Origin of the sequence: Flavonifractor hominis, from assembly GCF_040095835.1 — a bacterium.
In the GTDB taxonomy this organism is placed as follows: domain Bacteria; phylum Bacillota; class Clostridia; order Oscillospirales; family Oscillospiraceae; genus Flavonifractor; species Flavonifractor hominis.
This window is the reverse complement of record NZ_JBBMFT010000003.1, coordinates 300,637-320,480: the sequence shown is the minus strand read 5'-3', so window position 1 is coordinate 320,480 and position 19,844 is coordinate 300,637. Positions and strand designations below refer to the sequence as shown.

Genomic DNA, 19,844 nt, shown 5'->3' with positions numbered 1-19,844 from the left:
CTCTCACTCCAATGCGCAAAATGCCTTCAAAATGGCCAGGCCCGTTTCCCCGCTTTTCTCCGGGTGGAACTGGGTGCCATATACGTTTTCGTTCTGTACCGCCGCCGTCAGCTCCGCGCCGTACTCCGCCCAGGCGGTGCGCTGCCCGGCGCAGTCAAAGCCCGCGTAGGAGTGGACAAAGTAGACGTGGGCCCCTTCGTCGATGCCGGAGAAAATGGGGCTGCGGGGCTGTCCGGCGGGAAAATGCAGGGCGTTCCACCCCATATGGGGAACATCCAATCCCTCCGGGATCACCGGACGGATGGCCCGCACCTCCCCCTGGATGAGGCCCAGCCCGGCGTGCTCCCCATACTCGAAGGAGCACTGGAACAAAAGCTGCATCCCCAGACAGATGCCCAGAATGGGCTTCCCCGCGGCGGCCTGCTCCAGCATTACCTCCGCCATGCCGGTGTCCCGCAGGCGGGCCGCCGCGTCGCCGAAGGCGCCCACGCCGGGTAATATAATGTGGCTGGCCCCGGCGATGACCGCCCGGTCCCGGGTGACCTCCGCCGTCTCCCCCAGGGCCTTCAGGGAGCTTTTCAGGGAAAAGAGGTTGCCCACGCCGTAGTCAATGATGGCGATCATGCCTGCCCCTCCTCAAACCGGATGTCCACCGCCCGGGCGTGGGCGGTGAGCCCCTCCTTGCGGGCAAACAGGCTCACCTTCCGGTAATCCCGCTCCAGCGCCGGGCGGGTATAGTAGCTGAACTGGGACTTCTTGATAAAGTCGTCCACCGACAGGGGGCTGTAGAACCGCGCGGTGCCCGACGTGGGCAGGGTGTGGTTGGGCCCGGCAAAGTAGTCCCCCATGGGCTCCGGATTGTACCGCCCCAGGAAGATGGAGCCGGCGTTGTGGATCTGGCCCAGGTAGTCAAAGGGATTGTCCACACACAGCTCCAGGTGCTCCGGGGCGATGCGGTTGGCCACCGCGATGCCCTCCTCCAGATCCCGGGCCACGATGATCTTGCCGTTGTGCTCAATGGACGCGCGGGCAATCTCCGCCCGGCTGAGGGTGGCCAGCTGCCGCTCCAGCTCCTCGGCCACCTGACCGGCCAGCTCCCTCGAGTCGGTGACCAGCACGGCGGAGGCCATCCGGTCGTGCTCCGCCTGGCTGAGCAGATCGGCCGCCACCCAGGCCGGGTTGGACTTGCCGTCGGCCAGCACCAGCACCTCGGACGGCCCGGCGATCATGTCGATGTTCACCTGGCCGAAGACCTGACGCTTGGCCTCCGCTACGTAGGCGTTGCCCGGTCCCACGATCTTATCCACCCGGGGGATGCTCTCAGTGCCGTAGGCAAGCGCGCCGATGGCCTGGGCGCCCCCCACCTTGAAAATCCGGGTCACTCCGGCGATCCCCGCCGCGGCCAGGATGTGGGGGTTCACTTCCCCGTTGGCGGAGGGCGGGGTCACCATAATGATCTCCTCCACCCCAGCGATCTGGGCGGGAATGGCGTTCATCAGCACTGTGGAGGGGTAGGCGGCCGTGCCGCCGGGGACATAAATGCCCACCCGGGCCAGGGGCAGGACCTTCTGGCCCAGGATGACCCCCTGTTTCTCCTCCATCCAGAAGCTCTCTCGCTTCTGCTTGGCGTGGTAGGCCCGGATGTTCTCCGCCGCCTCCCGCAGCACGGCCAGGAAGGCCGGCTCCACCTGCTCCATGGCCCGCTCCAGCTCCGCCCCGCTCACGGCCAGGGAGGTGAGCTCCGCCTTGTCAAAGCGCTTGGTATACTCCAGCAGGGCCCGGTCTCCCTCCGCCCGGACCGCCTGAAGGATCTCAGACACCGGCCGGGACACATCCTGCACCGCGTCGCTGCGCAGGAAGATCTCCTGGTCCTGGATCTGACTCATCTCATAGATCTTGATCATAAAACGCCTCACAGATTCCGCTCCAGGGCCTGGCGCATACGCAGGATCTCCTGGTACTTGAATTGATAACTTACCTTATTGCTGATCAGCCGGGCACTGATGTCCACGATGGTCTCCAGCGGAGCCAGATGGTTCTCCGCCAGGGTTTTGCCCGTCTCCACGATGTCCACGATGACGTCCGACAGCCCCAGAATGGGGGCCAGCTCAATGGAACCGTTGAGGTGGATGATATCGATGTCCCGGGATTTGGACTCATAGTACCCCGCAGCGATATGCGGGAACTTGGTGGCCACCCGCAGCGTACGGTCTGTCTCGTCATAAAAATCCTCCGGCCCGGCCACGCACATGCGGCAGGCGCCGATCTTCAGGTCCAGCAGCTCATACACATCGGGGCTGTACTCCAGCAGGATGTCCTTGCCCGCGATGCCCACGTCGGCCGCCCCCCGCTCCACATAGATGCTCACATCCGAGGGCTTTACCCAGAAATAGCGCACCCCATTGGCGGCGTTTTCAAAGGTCAGCTTCCGGTTCTTTTCCAAAATGGCGGGACAATCGTAACCGGCGGCGGCCAGCGTCTCATAGGCCTTCTCTCCCAGCCGCCCTTTGGGCAGCGCTACGTTGATCATACCGGCACCTCCTCCAGCGTCATTCCGTTTCCATACCGGGCTTGGGTCCGGCAGCGGAGCTGAGAGCCGCTTCCCTCCCGCTCACAGCGGACGGTGCGCCCGCCCGCCCGGATGGCCTCGGCAAAGGCGGCCAGCTCGGCCAGGTCGGCGTCCGGCCCGTAGGTAAGCAGCAGGTCCGCGTCATACCGCCGCTCGCCCCCCATGTGCTGCTCCAGCAGGCCCATGGACAGGGCAAACCCGATGGCCCCGACCTGCCGGCCCATCTTCCGGGGCAGGTTGTCATACCGCCCGCCGGAGAGCACCGACGCGGGGACATCAGGCAGAAAGCCCTGGAAAATCACGCCGTTGTAGTAATCCATGCTGTTGACCAGGGAGAAATCCAGCCGCACCTGTCCGGCCAGCCCGAAGCGGTCCAAGATGGCAGCGGTCAGAGAGAGCTGCCGCAGGGTGTCCCAGCCGGCGCTGGCTCCCGCCAGCCGCCCGGCCCGGGCAATGCCCTCCTTCAGGGGGGCATAGAGGTCCATCAGCTCCAAAAGCTCCTCCGCCGCCCGCTGGGAGAGCACCCCCGCCTGGGCCATGGCCTGGATGCCGGGGGCATTCTTCTGGGCGATGAGGGCCAACACCTGCTCCCGCACGGCACCGGACAGCTCCAGCTGGTCCAGCAGGCAGGCCACAAAGCTTACATCCGACAGGGCCAGCACATAGGTGGGAGAAAAGCAGGCCAGCGACCGGGCCGCCAGGGCAATGACCTCCGCCTGGGCATAGGGATCGATCTGCCCCACCGACTCCACCCCTACCTGGAGGATCTCCCGGAAGGTGCCGCCCACCTCACGGTAGACGTTCTCGTTGTAGTAGACCTTCTCCCCGTCTCCGCTGTTGTTCTTGATGATGGACAGGGTGACGTCCGGCCGCAGAGCCTTGAGGGAACCGTCGGCGTCGGTGAAGGTGATGATATGCCCCCGCTTCAGGAAATCCTTGTTCTGGGCATACAGGTCGTATTCCTCAAACTTGGACATGCGGAATTTCCGGTATCCGTACTGTTCATACAGCTGGTTGAGTCTTGCCTCCAGCATCTCAAAGCACCCCCTTGGTGGACGGGATCTCATCCCGGAACTGCGGCTCTATCCCGGCCGCCTCCCGCAGAACGCGGCCCAGAGCCTTAAAGGCACCCTCCACGATGTGGTGGGAATTGCGTCCGCTGAGCCTGCGCAGGTGGAGGGTCACCCCCGCGTGGACGGCAAAGGCCGTCATGAATTCCCACACCAGCTCGGTGTCAAAGCTGCCGATCTTCTGGGTGGGGATCTCCAACTCCCCGTAACAGCCTCCCCGCCCGGACAGGTCCACCGCGCACAGGATCAGCGCCTCGTCCATGGGCAGGCAGAGGGAGGCGTAGCGGCGTACTCCCCGCTTCTCCCCAAGGGCCTGCGCCACCGCCGTGCCCAGGGCGATGCCGATGTCCTCCACACTGTGGTGGTCGTCCACATTGGTATCCCCGCGGCAGACCAGCTGCAGGTCCATCCGCCCGTGGCGGGCCAGCAGGGTCAGCATGTGGTCCAGAAAGCCCACGCCGCTGTCTATGGAGCTCTCCCCCCGCCCGTCCAGGTTGAGGGTGAGGTTAATATCGGTCTCATTGGTCCTGCGCGCCACCTGCGCCGTTCTCATAGCAGTTCCTCCAGTCGTTGCAGAAGTATCTCCATCTGGTCCCGGGTGCCCACCGTGATGCGGTTGTAGTCCACGATGCGCGCCCCGTCAAAGTGCCGTACCAGCACGCCCCGCTCCTTCAGGCCCTGATAGACGGCCTGCCCGCTCAGGTGCGGATGGCGGGCAAAAAGGAAGTTGGCCCTGGAGTCGGTGCAGGAGAAGCCCAGCTCCTCCAGCCGCCGAGCGGTGTAGGCCCGGGTCTGCATGATTTGGCGGCAGTTTTCTTCAAAATACGCCCGGTCTGCCAGGGCCTGGGTCCCCGCCCGCAGGGTCAGACGGTTGACGTTGTATGGATTGGTGGCATACTTGATCCGCTCCAGATCGGCGATGAGCTCCGCCGGGCCGATGGCGTACCCCAGCCGGGCCCCCGCCAGGGAGCGGGACTTGGAAAAGGTCTGCACCACCAGCAGATTGGGGTAGCGCCCCGTCAGCTCCACCGCACTCTCCCCGCCAAAGTCCACATAGGCCTCGTCAATGACCACCACGGCGTCCGGATTGCCTTGCACCACCTGCTCCACCTCCGCACGGGTGAGCGCCAGGCCCGTGGGGGCGTTGGGGTTGGCAATGACCACCGTCTGGTGCAGCCCCAGGTAGTCCTCCACCGCCAGGCGGAAGTCCTCCCGCAGAGGCACCGTATGTACCGGAATATCGTACAGTCCGGCAAAGACCGGGTAAAAGCCATAGGTGATATCGGCAAAGGCCACCCCCCGGCCGTCGGTGGCATAGGCCAGGAATGCAAAATTCAGTGCCTCGTCCGAACCGTTGGAGACAAATACGTTCTCCAGCCCCACCCCGTACCGGGCCGCCAGAGCCGCCTTAAGTTCTCCCGCCTCCGGGTCGGAATACAGCCGCAGGTCGGCCGCCTCCTGCCGGTTCAATGCGTCCAGCACGCCGGGAGAGGGCGGATAGGGGGACTCGTTGGTGTTGAGTTTAATATAAGTCCGGTCCTGGGGCTGCTCCCCCGGCGTATAGGGTCGCAGCCTCCGCAGGCTCCCGCTCAGGTAGTCCGACATAACGGCATCTCCATTCGTTCGCTAATTCGCTAAAGTATTAGCGTAATAGTACACGCTTTTTGCGTCGTTGTCAAGTCTTTTCCAGAAAAAGGGCCGTCTGACATCCACAGTGACATTTTACCTGAATGCTGGTATAATAATGTCCATTCATGTATCTTACCGACAGGAGGACCGGAAGGATGGCATCCGAAGAACTGGCGCTGACCTATCTCAGGCGGAAGGAACTGTTTTACATGGACATGCTGGAGCCTTTGCGCCGGGGGAGCGCCCAGCTGCTCTACGCCGCCGACGATGGCGTGCTTCTCTATGACCGGCTGGGCGAGGTCCATATGCTGACCGCCCGGGATCATGCGGCCCTGGAGAAGATGCTGGAACGGATGCCGGTCTGCGACATTCTGGTGGGTCATGAGCTGTGGTGCAAGGACGAACTGGCGGCCCGCTTCGGCCTGAAGACCGAGCAGATCTGCCGTCAGGCGGGCTGGACCGCCCCGCAGCCGCCGCAGGCAGTCCCCTTTGACGGCTCCCTGCAACTGCTCACCCCGGAGTGGGCCCCCTATGTCTACCAGCACTACAGCCACGCCTTCGGCGGAGTGGCGTATATGGAGGGAGCCATCCGCCGGGGCATGCTGGGGGCTTTTGTGGGGCAGACGCTGGCGGGCTTCGTGGGCTTTCACAGCGAGGGAACCATCGGCATGCTGGAGGTGCTGCCCGCTTACCGCCGCCGGGGCCTGGGCGAGGTCCTGCTCCGGGGCGTGGTCCGGCTGGCCCTGGAGCGCGGACAATACGCCTTCGGGCAGGTGTTCATCGACAACGCCCCCTCCCTGGCTCTGCAGCAAAAGGTGGGCATGTCGGTCTCGGACGAGATCCTCTACTGGCTGTTCTGACCCCAGGAGACAAAAGGAGGGAAACGCGCATGGCGCAAAAACAAGAGCGACCCGGCGACGGCAACTGGGCCGGGCGTATGTTCGGCAGTTTGCAGGAGGCCTACGATCGGCTGCGGGCCATTGTGGACAGTTCCTATGACGGCATCTACATCACCGATGGCCGGGCAGTCACCCTCTGGGTAAACCGCGCCTATGAGGAGATCACCGGCCTGCGGGCGGACGAAGTGGTGGGCCGCTCCATGTGGGATCTGGAGCGAGATGAGATCATCAGCAAATCCGGGACATTGCTGGCCCTGGCCCAGCGGGCACCGGTAACACTGGAACAGGTCTTTCGCACCGGCCGGCACGCCCTCATCTCCTCTACTCCCGCCTTTAACGACCAGGGGGAGATTGTGCTGGTGGTCACCAACGTACGGGATATGACCGAGCTGCGGGAACTGCAGGAGAAATACCGCCAGACCGCCGCCCTCACCGAGCGATACCAGTCCGAGGCGGAGTATGTCCGCAAGCAGGTACTGGCCTCGGCTGACCTCATTGTCGCCGACACCCGGATGCTTGCTCTGCTGGAGCAGGTCAAACGGGTGGCTGCACTGGATGCCACGGTCCTGCTGTTGGGCGAAACCGGTGTGGGCAAGGAGAAAATTGCCAAATACATCTATAAAAACAGCGCCCGCAAAGACGAGCGTTTCCTCACCATCAATTGCGGCGCCATCTCCCCCACTCTCATTGAGAGTGAGCTGTTCGGCTATGAGCGCGGCGCCTTTACCGGCGCCAATCGGGAGGGAAAAATGGGCCTGTTCGAGGTGGCCGACAAGGGGACGGTCTTTCTGGACGAGATCGGCGAGCTGCCCCTGGAGATGCAGGTGCGCCTGCTGCGGGTCCTCCAGGAGCAGACCGTGCAGCGGGTGGGCGGTACCCGGGACATTCCCATCAGCGTACGGGTGATCGCCGCCACCAACCGGGACCTGGAGGCCATGGTACGGGAAAAAACCTTCCGGGAAGATCTGTTCTACCGGCTCAACGTGGTCCCCATCCGTATCCCGCCCCTGCGGGAACGTCAGGCTGACATCCCGGCCTTTGTGGAGCACTTCCTGGCCCACTTTAACCAAAAATACGACACCCACAAAGAATTTGCACGGGACGCCGTCCGGGCCATGCTGGCCTACGAGTGGCCGGGCAATGTGCGGGAGTTGAAAAACGTGGTGGAACGTGCCGTTATTCTCAGCGGCGGTCAGGTCATCCGCCCAGAGGATCTGCCCTTCTGCCCGGCATGGAGTCCCGGGCTGTTTGCGCCTGAGCCGGGAGAGACGGTGGATCTGAAGGCCCTTACCGAACAGTTTGAGGCCCGCTTCATCCGCGCCGCCTATGAGACCCACGGCAGCATCCGAAAGGCTGCCGCCAGCCTGTCCATGGACCCGGCCACCTTCCTGCGCAAGAAGAAAAAGTATGAAACCGATCCATGATTCAATTTTGAAACACGTTTCATTACTGAATCACTGTGCCAAAGCGACGCAGCCAAAGGCGCCGCGGGCCATCTCTTACTGGCCGGGGCATCCAACTGTTTTATTTTTGAAACGCTCGGATGCCCCGGCCCTTTTTCGACCAAAACCGGCAAATCCTTGGAGCCGTAAGCAGACAGGGCTTCTCGATACAATTTGGCACGGCACTTGCTTTTCTATTGGGCAGATGCAGTCGGCCAACTGTACCCCGCCGCCGGGCGCCCCTGGCGCTCTGCGCAATCCATGTTAGAAGAAGTTGGGAGGAATCATTTTGAGCAGTGCAATCGGAGTTATCGGGCTGCTGCTTGCCATCGCATGCCTGATCGTCCTCAGCTACAAGGGAATCAACGCCTTTGTGGCTTCGATGATCGCTTCGATCATCGTTATCGTGACCAATATGCTCCCCAGCGGCGAGAGCTTCTGGGCACCCTTCACCGGCAGTTACGCCAGCAGCATGATGAGCTTTGTAGGAAGTTATTTCCTGCTCTTCGGCCTGGCCGCCGCCTACGGTGAGTTTATGAAGGTATCCGGTTCGGCCGAGAGCGTGGCTGCCACCCTGTTCAAGCTCTTCGGCGTACGCTGGGCCCCCCTGGCCTGCCTGCTGGTCACCCTGCTGATGGCCATGGGCGGTATCAGCGCCTTCGTCATCGTCTTTGCCGTCTATCCCGTTGCCGCCCCCCTGTTCCGCAAGGCCAACATCACCAAGGAACTGATGCCTGGCATCTTCCTGTGCGCCTCGGTCACCCTGTGCCTCTGCCTGCCCGGCAACCCCACCAGCACCAACGCCCTGCTCACCCGTGAGCAGTACGGTCTGGGGGTCAACGCCTACTCCGCCCCTGTGATGGGCATCATCGCCTGCATTGTGGGCGTGGTGCTGGCCGGTGTTTACATCACCTGGCAGGCCAAGCGCCAGACCGCCCGCGGCAACGGTTACGTGGTCTCCGGCACCGATTCCCTGGAGGAGGCCGATAAGAACCTGCCCCCCTTCTGGTCCTCCATTCTGCCCCTGGTCGTCGTTATCGTTATGATGTTCTGCCTGAAGGGCATCATGGGCACCGTGGACTGCATCAACACCTCTCTGTGCGTGGCCATGATCCTGGTGGTGCTGTTCAATCCCAAGGTGTTCTTCGGCTCTCAGAAGGTCTCCAGCGTGGTCAAAACCTTCACCAACGGCTTCTGGTCCTCTTTCACCGCTCTCTTCCTCACCGCCGGCGTCATGGGCTTTGCCGGTGTGGTTCAGGCGGCCCCCGGTTTCCAGTACTTCGTGGATTTCGCCAACAGCCTGTCCACCACCTTTAACCCCTACATCTCCGCCTCTGTGGCGGTCAACGTGGTGGCCGGCATCACCGGTACCGCTCTGGGCGGCCTGCAGATCTTCGCCGACACCCTGCTGCCCAACTACATCAACCTCGGCATCAACCCCGAGGCCTTCCACCGCCTGCTGACCATCGCCTGCTGCGGTCTGGACACTCTGCCCCACTGCGCCACCTTCATCACCATGTGCTCAGTCTGCGGCGTCACCGTGAAGGGCTCCTACAAGCACGTGTTCCCCATGACGGTTGTCATGCCCATCCTGCTGACCATCCTGTGCATCTGCCTGATCAGCGTCGGCATCATCTGATCTCACTGCAACGGAAAGGAAGTGCGCGGCCATGTCTCTGCTGGCCCAAAAACAAGTCTTTGAACTGCCCGCCTTTACCTTCCAGTGCGGCCGGACCCTTCCGGTGCGCCTGGGTTACGAGACCTTCGGCACTCTCTCCCCGGAGAAGGACAACGTCATCCTGGTGGTCCACTATTTCTCGGCCAGCAGCCACTGCGCTGGAAAGTATCAGGAGAGTGACCCGCTGCCCGGCTTCTGGGACGGGCTCATCGGTCCGGGAAAGGCGGTGGACACCGACCGGTATTTCGTCATCTGTGCCGACAACCTCTGCAACTGTGGCGCGAAAAACCCCAATGTGGTGACCACCGGCCCCATGACCATCGATCCGGAGACCGGCAAGCCCTACGGCCTGCGTTTCCCCGTGCCCGAGGTGCTGGACGTGGTCAACACCCAGAAGGCCCTGCTGGAGTCCCTGGGCATCACCCACCTGAAGGCCGTCATGGGCCCCTCCTTCGGCGCCATGACCTCCTGGCAGTGGGCGGTGGCCTATCCGGACTGGATGGACGCCATCATCCCCGTCATCGGCACACCCAAGCTGCCGGTCTGGGGCGGCTTCAACCCCCTGCAGTACGCCATCAAGGTGGCCAAGATCGACCCCAAATTCCATGGGGGCGACTACTACGACCAGCCCGATCCGCCCACCGACACCCTGCGGCTGTGCCTGGAGATGATGAACGTGGCCGCCTTCCAGGCCGGGTATTACGAGCGCACCTACAAGCGGGATGTGGCCAATGACCGCGCCTGCTACGAGAGCGTGCTGGGACAGGCCACCTTTGAGGACAAGCTGGACGCGGTAGTGGAGCTGTCGGTGCCCTTTGTGGATCTGAACCACTGGCTGTATACCTGCCGCATGTGCCTCAATTACGACACCTCCCGCCCCTACGGCGGGGATCTGGACGCGGCCCTGGGCCGCATCAAAGCCAAGGTGCTGGCCATTCCCTCCCGGCTGGATGTGCTCCACCCCTGGCAGTTCGTTCAGTGGGTCACCGACCGGATCGTCTGGCTGGGCGGTCAGGCCGAGTGCTTCCCCATCGACAGCGATCTGGGCCACATGGCCGGCATTCTCCAGACGCACCTCTTCGATCACAAGGTGCGGGATTTTCTCTCCCGTCTGTAACCCAAAATCACGGCCCTTCGGGTCCAAAGGAAGTGTGCAATAATGACACGCAAGGTCAAATGGGCCCCTCTGGTCCTGGCAGTGGCCCTGCTGCTGATGATCGTTACCGCCGCCGTGGGACACGGCATCCAGACCAGCAGCGGCACGGTCCGGACCAAGGAGATCACCTTCACCACCGACGTGGGCGCCGTCAGCCATGCCAAGCTCTACATCCCTGAGACGGCCACCGCTGAAACCCCCGCCCCCGCCGTGCTGCTCTGCCACGGCTACACTGCCTCTCTGGACGCCATGGAGCCCAACGCCATCGAGCTCTCCCGCCGGGGGTATGTGGTCATGTGTCTGGATCTGTACGGCCACGGGGAAAGCGAGCTGCCCGCCCCCGGCTACAGCCAGGCGGAAATGGGCGGCGTGGAGGACTACGCTCCCGACCTGGGCACCTATTCCGCTTTGCAGGAATTTGCCAAGTATGACTTTGTGGACCTGAGCCGGATCGGCATGCTGGGCCATTCCATGGGCACCGCGGCCATCCAGGAGGGCGCTTATCTGGCCTACACCAAGTGGACCGCTGCCTACAACGCCGCCCTGGAGGAGGCCACTGCCGCCGGTCAGGATGAGACTGCCGCCGCCGGCACCGCCTATCAGGCGGCTATGGAGTCCGGCATCGTGCTGCCCTCCTCCATGGTGCTCACCGGCTACAACTACAACGTGCGCAACATCAATGACCTGACCTACAACGGCGTCACCGCGGAAAACGGCGTCTTCCCCCTGTATGCCGCCCCCATCAACATGTGTACCATCGAGGGTACCTATGATGAGTTCTGCGAGCTGCTCTGGGGCGTGAAGGACGCCAGCGAATACACCACCAGCTTCAAATTCGCCTACGGCACCGGCGGTGCCACCGACGTGCCCTCCGGCACCTATTTCTTGTACGGCGATACCTCAGCCACGCCCCTGAGCCGGGAGGAGGCGGTGGAGGCGGCGGCCTCTGCCGCGTCGACCATGGTACCCATCCGGGCAGCCTACAGCTTTGAAGGCACCCACTCGGACACCTACTATGACGAAACCGCTATCTCCTACGGCATCGACTTCTTTGACATCACCCTGCGCGGCGGACAGGCTACCATCGACCCCGCCGACCAGGTGTGGCACGGTCGGGCCGCCTGTGGCCTTATTGGCCTCGTTTCCGCATTGGTGGCCTTCGTGGCCCTGGCCCTCACCCTGCTGAAGGTCCCCTTCTTCGCCACGCTGGTGCGGCCGGAGCCCCGCTCCATCACCACCTGCGACACCCCCGCCCACGGTCTGCGTTACGCGGTCATCTACCTCATCTGCCTGCTGCCCGCCCCGCTGCTCTACTACTGGCTGGTGGGCTACCCCTACTACATGCAGCCCCAGTGGTTCAAGTTCCTCACCAAGTTCTGGCCCAACGAGGTCTTCAACATGGCGCCGATGAACTCCCTGCTGCTGTTCAATGTGGTAATAGGCGTGATCCTGCTGGCCGTGTACGCCGTGGTGTTCCTCCTCATCGCCCGGAAGGCGGGCTGTGGCTGGGAAAACACCGGTCTGAAGCTGCCCGTGGTCCAGGTACTCAAGGCGCTGTTGCTGGCCGTGGTCTCCTTCGGTCTCATCTATGCCGTGGTGTACGCCTGCTCCGGCCTGTCGGGCACCGAGTTCTCCTTCTTCAAGTTCCATCTCATGCCCATGGACGCCGCCCACTGGAAGGCCTTCTTCACCTACCTGCCGGTATGGCTGTTCTTCTTCCTGCTGGTCAGCGTACTCTTCAACAGCTTTACCCGCATCAACAACGCCCCCGCCTGGCTCAACTACGTGCTCATCGCGGTGGCCTCCTGCGGCGGGCTGGCGGTGATGTTCGCCTACGACTACGGCAAGCTCTTTGCCACCGGCGTGCGGGGCATCGAGTACATCCCCGGCACCACCTCCGCAGAGTGGCTGTCCACCATCGGTATGACCTTCCCCACCGCTCTGGCGGGCATCATGCTCTTCTCCCTGCTCTTTATCCTGCCGCTGGCCGCGGTGGCCAACCGGGTGCTCTTCAAAAAGAGCGGCTCGGCCTGGCTGGGCGGATTTTTGACCGCCTTCGTAGTGCTGGCGTTTACCATCTCTGAAATGGTCATCAACGTTTGATCCGTTCCCACTCCGGCGGCGGGTCCGCCCCGCCGCCCCTCCCCATCTCAACCATCAGAAAGGAAGTTTTGAATCATGGCACTTATGACCGGCGAACAGTACATCGAAAGCATCCGCAAGCTGAATATGCAGGTCTATATGTTCGGCAAGAAGGTGGAGTCCCCGGTGGACGACCCCATCCTGCGCCCCTCCCTCAACAGCGTGCGCATGACCTACGATCTGGCCCAGATGCCGGAATATGAGGACCTGATGACCGCCATCTCCCCCTACACCGGCCAGCGGGTCAACCGCTTCACCCACATCCACCAGTCCACCGGCGATCTGATCAAAAAGGTCAAGATGCAGCGCCTGCTGGGGCAGAAGACCGCCGCCTGCTTCCAGCGCTGCGTGGGTATGGACGCCTTCAACGCCGTGTTCTCCACCACCTATGAGACCGACCAGAAGTGCGGCACCCATTACCACGAGAACTTCCGCAAGTTCATGACCTACGTCCAGGAGAACGACCTGACGGTGGACGGCGCCATGACCGACGTGAAGGGCGACCGCTCCAAGGCCCCCCACGCCCAGGAGGACCCCGACCTCTTCCTGCACGTGGTGGAGCACCGCGAAGACGGCATCGTGGTCCGGGGCGCCAAGGCTCATCAGACCGGCATCCTCAACTCCCACGAGGTCATCGTCATGCCCACCATCTCCATGGGCCCCGACGACAAGGACTACGCCGTCTCCTTCGCCGTGCCTGTGGATACCAAGGGCATCTACATGATCATCGGCCGGCAGAGCTGCGACACCCGCAAGCGGGAGGGCAGCGAGATGGACGTGGGCAACGCCGAGTTCGGCGGCGTGGAGGCCCTCACCGTCTTTGACGACGTATTCGTGCCCAATGAGCGGATCTTCCTCAACGGCGAGACCGAGTTCGCCGGCATGATGGTGGAGCGCTTCGCCGGTTACCACCGCCAGAGCTACGGCGGGTGCAAGGTGGGCGTGGGCGACGTGCTCATCGGCGCCGCCGCCGTGGCCGCCGACTACAACGGCTGCGCCAAGGCCAGCCACATCAAGGACAAGCTCATCGAGATGACCCACCTCAACGAGACCCTCTACTGCTGCGGCATCGCCTGCTCCGCCGAGGGCCACCCCACCGAGAGCGGCAACTACATCATCGACCTGCTGCTGGCCAACGTGTGCAAGCAGAACGTCACCCGTTTCCCCTACGAGATCGTCCGCCTGGCCGAAGACATCGCCGGCGGCCTGATGGTCACCGCCCCCTCCGAGGCCGACTTCCGCGACCCCAAGCTGGGCCCCGTCATCGACAAGTACCTCAAGGGCGTGGCGGGCGTATCCACCGAGAACCGCCTGCGCATCCTGCGCCTGATCGAGAACCTGTCCCTGGGCACCGCCGCCGTGGGCTACCGCACGGAGTCCATGCATGGCGCCGGCTCCCCCCAGGCCCAGCGCATCATGATCGCCCGCCAGGGCAACCTCCAGCACAAGAAGGAGCTGGCCAAGGCTCTGGCCCATATCAAGGAGTAAAAACTCCACTGCCGCCGGGGGCTCACGCCCCCGGCGGACTACGACCAGTGAGGTGTGATACACGTGCAAGCTCAGATCGAACAGGTCCTGCGGGAGGAGATCCGTCCCCAGCTGACCCTCCATGGCGGAGACATCCGCATCCTCAGCGTGGAAAACGGCGTGGTGCGCTTTGAACTGCTGGGCCAGTGCTCCGGCTGTCCCGCCGCCTCCATCACCACCGAGGAGCTGATCCGCACCGCCCTCACCCAGCAGGTCCCCGGCGTGCGGGACGTGGTGCTGGTGGAACGGGTGGATGAAGACCTGGTGGCCCAGGCCAAGGCCATTCTGGCCCACAAAGCGCTATGACGGTGGCCGTCAAATTCTGCGGCGGCTGCAACCCCCGCTACGACCGCCGGGCCGCCCTGGAGACGCTGCAGGCTGCCCTGCCCGGTCTGTGCTTCCGACCCGCTCGACCAGGCCAACCGGCTCAGGCACTGCTGGTGCTGTGCGGATGCACCGCCCGCTGCGCCGACCTCACCGGTCTGGACGCGCCTTTGCAGGTGATGGTATGCGGCCCCGGGGATCTGCCCGGGGCCGTCCAGCGCCTGGGCGCTTCAATTGGCAAGGAGTGAATCGAAATGGATTGGAAGAGTTATTATGAGGCCCACACAGAGACGGCCGCCGCCGCGGTGAATCGCATCCGCTCCGGCGACCGGGTGGTGGTGGGCCACGCCTGCGGCGAGCCCTCCTACCTGCTGGAGGCCATGGTGGACAACGCCGCCGCCTATGAAAATGTGGAGATCGTCCACATGGTGGCCATGGGGCGGGCGGGCTACTGCGCCCCCGAGATGGCCCCGCATTTCCGTCACAACGCCCTCTTTGTAGGGGGCACCACCCGGGCCGCCGTGGCCGAGGGGCGCGGGGATTTCACCCCCTGCTTCTTCAGCGAGGTGCCCGCCTTTTTCCACACCACCCTGCCGGTGGATGTGGCCCTGGTCCAGGTAACGCCGCCCGATGAGCAGGGCAAGTGCTCCCTGGGTGTGTCGGTGGACTACACCCTCCCCGCTCTGAAGGCAGCCCGGACCGTCATCGCCCAGGTCAACGCCCGCATGCCCCGCACCGGTGGAGACAGCCTGGTGGATGTGAGCGAGATCGACAGCTTTGTGCTCCACGAAGAGCCCATCATCCAGCTGGCGCCCCCCAAGATCGGACCCGTGGAGGAGGCCATTGGGCGCAACGTGGCCTCCCTGGTGCGGGACGGTGACACCCTGCAGCTGGGCATCGGCGCCATCCCCGACGCGGTGCTCCTCTTCCTCAAGGACAAGAAGGACCTGGGCATCCACTCGGAGATGTTCTCCGACGGCGTGGTGGAGCTGGCCCAGGCAGGGGTGATCACCAACGCCCGCAAGAGCCTCCATCCCGGCAAATATGTGGCCACCTTCCTGATGGGCTCCCAGCGGCTGTATGACTTTGTGGATAACAACCCCGACGTCTACATGGCCCCCGTGGACTACGTCAACGACCCCTTTGTCATCGCCCAGAACGACCAGATGGTGTCCATCAACTCCTGCGTGCAGGTGGACCTTATGGGTCAGATCGCCTCGGAGAGCATCGGCTACCTCCAGATCTCCGGCACCGGCGGCCAGGTGGACTTCATCCGCGGGGCCGCCCGCAGCCGGGACGGCCGCTCCATCATCGCCATGCCCTCCACCGTCAAGGGCAAGACCTCCAAGATCGTCCCGCTGCTGGACGAGGGGGCGGCGGTGACCACCAGCCGCAACGACGCCGACTATGTGGTCACCGAGTATGGCGTGGCCGCCCTCAAGGGCCGCACCCTCCGCCAGAGGGCCCGCGCCCTCATCGATATCGCCCACCCGGATTTCCGTCCCATGCTGGAAGAGGCCTACCGCGCCCGCTTCCACTGCGACGATTGAGAAAATAAAAAGGGACCTGTCTCCCCCAGGGGGAGACAGGTCCTTTTTTGTATTTTATTCCTCCGGCTGCTCCATACCCATCAGGATCTTCTCCGGTGTGATGGGCAAGCTGCGGATGTGTACGCCTGTGGCGTTGTACACCGCCTGCGCCACCGCGGGCGCCGGGGTGTTGATGACCACCTCACCGATGGACTTGGCGCCAAAGGGCCCGCTGGGCTCGTAGCTCTCCTCAAAGTCCACCCGGATCTCCGGCAGATCGGTGCGGCAGGGGATTTTATACTGCAGGAAGGAGTTGTTGATCATCCGGCCCCGGGCGTCATAGTTGACGTCCTCGTAAAGGGCCATGCCGATGCCCTGGGCGATGCCGCCCTCGGCCTGGACCCGGGCCAGGTTCCGGTTGATAACCGTGCCGCAGTCCACTACGCCCACGTAGTCCACCACGCGGGTCTCGCCGGTCTCCAGGTCCACCTCCACCTCGGCAAAGCCCGCCATCAGCGGCGGAGGCGAGGTGGGGCTGCAGTGGCTGGCCGTGGCGGTGAGCCAGCAGGTGCCCTCACCTACCACCACGGCCTGGGCCAGCTGGCTCAGGGTGATGGCGGTCTCGGGCCGGGTACGGTCATAGACCTGATGGCCGTCAAACTCCGCCCGCTCGGGGTGGATGCCCAGGCGGCGGGCCCCCTCGTCCGTGATCTTCTGGCGCAGCTCGGTGCAGGCCTTCACCACAGCAGAACCGGTGACATAGGTGGTACTGGAGGCATAGGAGCCGGTATCAAAGGGGGAGTGATCGGTGTCCACTCCGTCCACGGTGATCTGCTCCAGCGGACAGTCCAGCACCTCAGCGGCCATCTGGGCCAGGATGGTGTCACAGCCCGTGCCCATATCGGTGGCGCCGATCATGAGGGTATAGTAGCCGTCGTCGTTGAGCTTGATGGTGACCGAGGCGGTATCCACGGCCGAGATGCCGGAGCCCTGCATGGTGATCGCCATGCCTACGCCCCGCACCCGATGCTCGTCCACCCGGACGCTGGGATACTTCTCCTCCCAGCCAATCAGCTCCATGCCCCGGCGAATGCACTCGGGCAGACGGGAACTGCTCAGCGGCTCGTTGTAGTAGGCGGGCATCCGCTCCCCTTCTCTGGGTAGATTATGCAGGCGCAGCTGGGCCGGGTCCATGTGCAGAAGCCCGGCCAGTTCGTTGATGGCCGACTCCATGGCAAAGCAGCCCTGGGTAGCGCCGTAGCCCCGGAACGCACCGGCCGCCATGGTGTTGGTATACACCACCTGATAGGAAAAACGGAAGGCGGCCTCGCGGGCGTAGAGCGGGATGCTCTTGTGGCCCACCAGTCCCACCGTGGTGGAGGCGTGCTCGCCATAGGCACCGGCATTGGAGAGCACCTGCATATCCACCGCCCGTACCGTACCGTCCCGCATGGCGCCCACCTTTACCCGCACCCGCATCTGATGGCGGCTGTTGGAGGCCTGGAAGGACTCCTGACGGGTATAGACGATCTTGGCGGGCTTGCCGGTGCGCATGGTCACCAGGGCGGGAAACAGCTCGCTGACCAGAGTCTGCTTGGCGCCGAAGCCGCCGCCGATGCGGGGCTTGATGACCCGCACCGCGCTGGGGGACAGCCCCAACGCCCGGGCGATGGTCCGGCGGCAGTGGAAGGGCACCTGGGTGGAGCTGACCACGTTGAGCCGCCCGTTCTGATCCAGGTAGGTATAGGTCCGGAAGGTCTCCATCATGGCCTGGGCGTTGGCCTTGGTGTAATAGGTCCGGTCCACCACCACGTCGCACCCGGCCATGGCCGCGTCCACGTCGCCGTCCGACTCACAGCCGCTGGCCACCAGGTTGCGCTTGGGGTCGCCCCCGATGTCAAAGTGGTGGAAATAGTCGCTCTCCGGATGGATGACCGAGGGGTTGTCCAGCGCCTGCTCAAAGTCAATGACAGGCTGGAGCAACTCATATTTGACCTGAATCATGCGCATGGCCTTGTTGACGCACTGCTCGTCCCGGCCGGCGATGATGGCCACCGGATCACCCACATAGCGCACCGTCTGCTCCAGGATATAGCGGTCGTAGGGACTGGGCTCGGGATAGGACTGTCCGGCCAGGGTATGGCGGATCCTGGGGGCGTCCTCCCAGGTGAGGATGCACTCAATGCCAACTACCCGGCTGGCCGCGTCCTTGCGGATGGATTTGATGCGGGCAAAGGCGTGGGGGCTGCGCAGGACCTTTACGACCAGGCACCCCTGGGGGGCGATATCGTCGGTATAGACCGCCTTGCCTCCGGTCAGGGCCGCGCCGTCCAGCTTGGGTATGGCTTCATGGACCAGTTTCATTCCCCATCCTCCTTCCCCGCGTCCTGCGCCAGCCAGGCGCGGATGGCCCGCATCTGGCTGGCATAGCCCGTGCACCGGCAGAGGTTGCCGGAGAGATAGCGGGCGATCTCCTCCTCCGTGGGGTCCTTTAGCTCCCGGCGCATGGCCAGCACCGTCATGATAAAGCCGGGGCTGCAATAGCCGCACTGCTCGGCTCCCTGCTCAGTCATGCAGCGGGCAAAGTCCGCGGCCTCCTCCTGCACCCCTTCCAGGGTGGTGACCGCCTTGCCGTCGGCCCGGGCGGCCGGATAGGAGCAGGAGAGGACGGGTTTGCCCTCCACCCAGACGGTGCACAGCCCGCAGTTGCTGGTGTCGCAGCCGCGCTTGACGCTCAGGCAGCCGTACTTGCGCACGAAATCCAGCAGCATCATGTCGTTGGGAATATGCTTGTGATAGAGTTTTCCGTTGAGTGTGATCTTGACCTTCACTGCCCGTCTCCTCCTTCCATACAGGCTTTGGCGCCCCGGCTCACCAGAGTCTGGGCCAATTTCCGGCGGTACGCCCCGCCGGCGCGCAGGTTGGAGCCGAAGCTCAGCTCTCCGGCAGCCGCGGCGCCCGCGGCCTGGGCTCCCTCGCCCCGGGCCAGACAAGCCTCCGCCGCCCGGGCACGGGCGGCACGGGCGGGACGGGCGCCCACGCTGACCCGCCAGTCATCCCCCAGGCGGCTCACCGCTACGGCCAGCACCGGAAAATCGGTACTGGTGCGGCGCACGCTCTCATAGGCCGCCGTGCGCCCGTCGTCCCGAATGCGCACCTTTACCAGAATGTCGTCAAATTTCAACGGCTGGGACAAAAACTCCTCCAGCGGCAGTTCCCCGGCCTGATAGAGCACCACCCGCGTATCCAGCGCCAGCAGCGCAGCCGTCAGATCGGAAAATCCAAACCGGGAGTAGACCGAGCCACCCACTGTGGCCGAGTTGCGGAACTGGATGCCCACGATCTGTTCCACGCTGCGCCCCAATATACCGCCGAAGCGGCCGGTCAGCAGCGGATCGGTCTCCAGCTGGCGCAGGGTAACGCAGGCGCCGATGTCTACATACCCGTCCCGCAGCTCCACCTGGTCCAGCCCAAGCCGGGTCAGGTCGATGGCGGTACGGATCCGCCGGCGCCCCATCTTCAGCCAGCAGCAGCCGCCCAGGACCGCGCTGTTTTTCGGGTCCCGGCAGAGCAGCTCATAGGCCTCCTCCAAATGTTCCGGAAAGAGATAGCTTTTGATTGTGTACAAGGCAATTCCTCCTGACCCGCCCGCTCCTGCCGGGCGCACCATCCGCACTGTTTTTTCTCTCAAAAGGAAAGCAGAAAAAAGTCCTGAAACTTTTTCAGTTTCAGGACTTTTTGGTCCGAGTGACTGGATTCGAACCAGCGGCCTCTTGAACCCCATTCAAGCGCGATACCAAACTTCGCCACACCCGGAAATCGCCGTCCGCTCTCAGACGGCTTGATTATATTACCACACTCTTTTTCAGAATGCAAGTG

Annotated in this window: 18 protein-coding genes and 1 tRNA gene; 9 read left to right on the top strand and 10 right to left on the bottom strand. The window is 63.6% G+C overall.

Features of this window, described 5'->3' with window-relative positions; all coding sequences use genetic code 11:
* Positions 1 to 3 precede the first annotated feature (3 nt).
* From hisH to hisC, 6 genes are read right to left on the bottom strand one after another with little or no spacing between them, the layout of a single operon-like run.
* Positions 4 to 624: an imidazole glycerol phosphate synthase subunit HisH gene (hisH, locus tag WMO45_RS07485; protein WP_349139958.1), complete on the bottom strand. Its 621-nt coding sequence runs from the start codon at positions 622 to 624 to the stop codon at positions 4 to 6.
* Positions 621 to 1,904 carry a histidinol dehydrogenase gene (gene hisD / locus WMO45_RS07480; protein ID WP_349139957.1) on the bottom strand — a complete coding sequence of 428 codons (1,284 nt, stop codon included), beginning with the start codon at positions 1,902 to 1,904 and terminating at the stop codon, positions 621 to 623. The genes hisH and hisD overlap by 4 nt, the downstream gene beginning before the upstream one ends.
* Positions 1,905 to 1,912: 8 nt before the next feature.
* The gene (gene hisG, locus WMO45_RS07475) at positions 1,913 to 2,530 is read right to left on the bottom strand and encodes an ATP phosphoribosyltransferase (protein WP_349139956.1); all 618 of its coding nucleotides are present in this window, start codon (positions 2,528 to 2,530) and stop codon (positions 1,913 to 1,915) included.
* A complete protein-coding gene (locus tag WMO45_RS07470) occupies positions 2,527 to 3,603 on the bottom strand; it encodes an ATP phosphoribosyltransferase regulatory subunit (protein WP_349139955.1) in 1,077 nt (358 codons plus the stop codon). Before WMO45_RS07470 ends, hisG begins: the two co-directional genes overlap by 4 nt.
* 1 nt (position 3,604) lies before the next feature.
* Positions 3,605 to 4,192, bottom strand: a complete 588-nt coding sequence (hisB, locus tag WMO45_RS07465) for an imidazoleglycerol-phosphate dehydratase HisB (RefSeq protein WP_349139954.1) — start codon at positions 4,190 to 4,192, stop codon at positions 3,605 to 3,607.
* Positions 4,189 to 5,244 (bottom strand): histidinol-phosphate transaminase, encoded by a 1,056-nt coding sequence (gene hisC, locus WMO45_RS07460; RefSeq protein WP_349139953.1) that lies wholly within the window; start codon positions 5,242 to 5,244, stop codon positions 4,189 to 4,191. The genes hisB and hisC overlap by 4 nt, the downstream gene beginning before the upstream one ends.
* Before the next feature lie 179 nt (positions 5,245 to 5,423).
* On the opposite strand from hisC, the gene WMO45_RS07455 reads away from it, so the two are divergent.
* The 9 genes from WMO45_RS07455 (at position 5,424) to WMO45_RS07415 (ending at position 15,986) form a co-directional block, all read left to right on the top strand.
* A complete protein-coding gene (locus WMO45_RS07455) occupies positions 5,424 to 6,128 on the top strand; it encodes a GNAT family N-acetyltransferase (RefSeq protein WP_349139952.1) in 705 nt (234 codons plus the stop codon).
* A 29-nt stretch (positions 6,129 to 6,157) separates the two neighbouring features.
* Complete coding sequence (locus WMO45_RS07450) at positions 6,158 to 7,591, top strand: sigma-54 interaction domain-containing protein (RefSeq protein WP_349139951.1); 1,434 nt, start codon at positions 6,158 to 6,160, stop codon at positions 7,589 to 7,591.
* A gap of 307 nt (positions 7,592 to 7,898) precedes the next feature.
* A complete protein-coding gene (locus WMO45_RS07445) occupies positions 7,899 to 9,248 on the top strand; it encodes a GntP family permease (RefSeq protein WP_349139950.1) in 1,350 nt (449 codons plus the stop codon).
* Between the two features lie 31 nt (positions 9,249 to 9,279).
* On the top strand, positions 9,280 to 10,404 hold the full coding sequence (locus WMO45_RS07440) for an alpha/beta hydrolase family protein (protein WP_435387681.1): 1,125 nt from the start codon (positions 9,280 to 9,282) through the stop codon (positions 10,402 to 10,404).
* A 42-nt stretch (positions 10,405 to 10,446) separates the two neighbouring features.
* Positions 10,447 to 12,546 (top strand): alpha/beta hydrolase, encoded by a 2,100-nt coding sequence (locus WMO45_RS07435; RefSeq protein ID WP_349139949.1) that lies wholly within the window; start codon positions 10,447 to 10,449, stop codon positions 12,544 to 12,546.
* 75 nt (positions 12,547 to 12,621) lie between these two features.
* The gene (locus WMO45_RS07430) at positions 12,622 to 14,073 is read left to right on the top strand and encodes a 4-hydroxyphenylacetate 3-hydroxylase family protein (RefSeq protein ID WP_349139948.1); all 1,452 of its coding nucleotides are present in this window, start codon (positions 12,622 to 12,624) and stop codon (positions 14,071 to 14,073) included.
* A 63-nt stretch (positions 14,074 to 14,136) separates the two neighbouring features.
* A complete protein-coding gene (locus WMO45_RS07425; protein WP_349139947.1) occupies positions 14,137 to 14,418 on the top strand; it encodes a NifU family protein in 282 nt (93 codons plus the stop codon).
* Positions 14,419 to 14,420: 2 nt separating this feature from the next.
* On the top strand, positions 14,421 to 14,684 hold the full coding sequence (locus WMO45_RS07420; protein ID WP_349139946.1) for a ferredoxin reductase domain-containing protein: 264 nt from the start codon (positions 14,421 to 14,423) through the stop codon (positions 14,682 to 14,684).
* Positions 14,685 to 14,690: 6 nt separating this feature from the next.
* The gene (locus WMO45_RS07415; protein ID WP_349139945.1) at positions 14,691 to 15,986 is read left to right on the top strand and encodes an acetyl-CoA hydrolase/transferase family protein; all 1,296 of its coding nucleotides are present in this window, start codon (positions 14,691 to 14,693) and stop codon (positions 15,984 to 15,986) included.
* A gap of 54 nt (positions 15,987 to 16,040) precedes the next feature.
* Here WMO45_RS07415 and WMO45_RS07410 read toward each other — a convergent pair whose 3' ends face one another.
* The 4 genes from WMO45_RS07410 to WMO45_RS07395 form a co-directional block, all read right to left on the bottom strand.
* Positions 16,041 to 18,329, bottom strand: coding sequence for a xanthine dehydrogenase family protein molybdopterin-binding subunit (locus tag WMO45_RS07410; RefSeq protein ID WP_349139944.1), 2,289 nt, complete (start codon positions 18,327 to 18,329; stop codon positions 16,041 to 16,043).
* A complete protein-coding gene (locus WMO45_RS07405; RefSeq protein WP_349139943.1) occupies positions 18,326 to 18,796 on the bottom strand; it encodes a (2Fe-2S)-binding protein in 471 nt (156 codons plus the stop codon). Before WMO45_RS07405 ends, WMO45_RS07410 begins: the two co-directional genes overlap by 4 nt.
* Positions 18,793 to 19,593: an FAD binding domain-containing protein gene (locus WMO45_RS07400; protein WP_349139942.1), complete on the bottom strand. Its 801-nt coding sequence runs from the start codon at positions 19,591 to 19,593 to the stop codon at positions 18,793 to 18,795. Before WMO45_RS07400 ends, WMO45_RS07405 begins: the two co-directional genes overlap by 4 nt.
* A 111-nt stretch (positions 19,594 to 19,704) precedes the next feature.
* Positions 19,705 to 19,781: transfer RNA gene (locus tag WMO45_RS07395), tRNA-Pro, on the bottom strand.
* Positions 19,782 to 19,844: the final 63 nt, after the last annotated feature.

Coding starts and splice junctions, on each gene's coding strand:
- hisB (WP_349139954.1), bottom strand. CDS start 4,192: ATGAGAACGGCGCAGGTGGCGCGCAGGACCAATGAGACCGATATTAAC.
- WMO45_RS07435 (WP_349139949.1), top strand. CDS start 10,447: ATGACACGCAAGGTCAAATGGGCCCCTCTGGTCCTGGCAGTGGCCCTG.
- WMO45_RS07470 (WP_349139955.1), bottom strand. CDS start 3,603: ATGCTGGAGGCAAGACTCAACCAGCTGTATGAACAGTACGGATACCGG.
- WMO45_RS07430 (WP_349139948.1), top strand. CDS start 12,622: ATGGCACTTATGACCGGCGAACAGTACATCGAAAGCATCCGCAAGCTG.
- WMO45_RS07440 (WP_435387681.1), top strand. CDS start 9,280: ATGTCTCTGCTGGCCCAAAAACAAGTCTTTGAACTGCCCGCCTTTACC.
- WMO45_RS07455 (WP_349139952.1), top strand. CDS start 5,424: ATGGCATCCGAAGAACTGGCGCTGACCTATCTCAGGCGGAAGGAACTG.
- hisD (WP_349139957.1), bottom strand. CDS start 1,904: ATGATCAAGATCTATGAGATGAGTCAGATCCAGGACCAGGAGATCTTC.
- hisC (WP_349139953.1), bottom strand. CDS start 5,244: ATGTCGGACTACCTGAGCGGGAGCCTGCGGAGGCTGCGACCCTATACG.
- hisH (WP_349139958.1), bottom strand. CDS start 624: ATGATCGCCATCATTGACTACGGCGTGGGCAACCTCTTTTCCCTGAAA.
- WMO45_RS07415 (WP_349139945.1), top strand. CDS start 14,691: ATGGATTGGAAGAGTTATTATGAGGCCCACACAGAGACGGCCGCCGCC.
- WMO45_RS07450 (WP_349139951.1), top strand. CDS start 6,158: ATGGCGCAAAAACAAGAGCGACCCGGCGACGGCAACTGGGCCGGGCGT.
- WMO45_RS07410 (WP_349139944.1), bottom strand. CDS start 18,329: ATGAAACTGGTCCATGAAGCCATACCCAAGCTGGACGGCGCGGCCCTG.
- hisG (WP_349139956.1), bottom strand. CDS start 2,530: ATGATCAACGTAGCGCTGCCCAAAGGGCGGCTGGGAGAGAAGGCCTAT.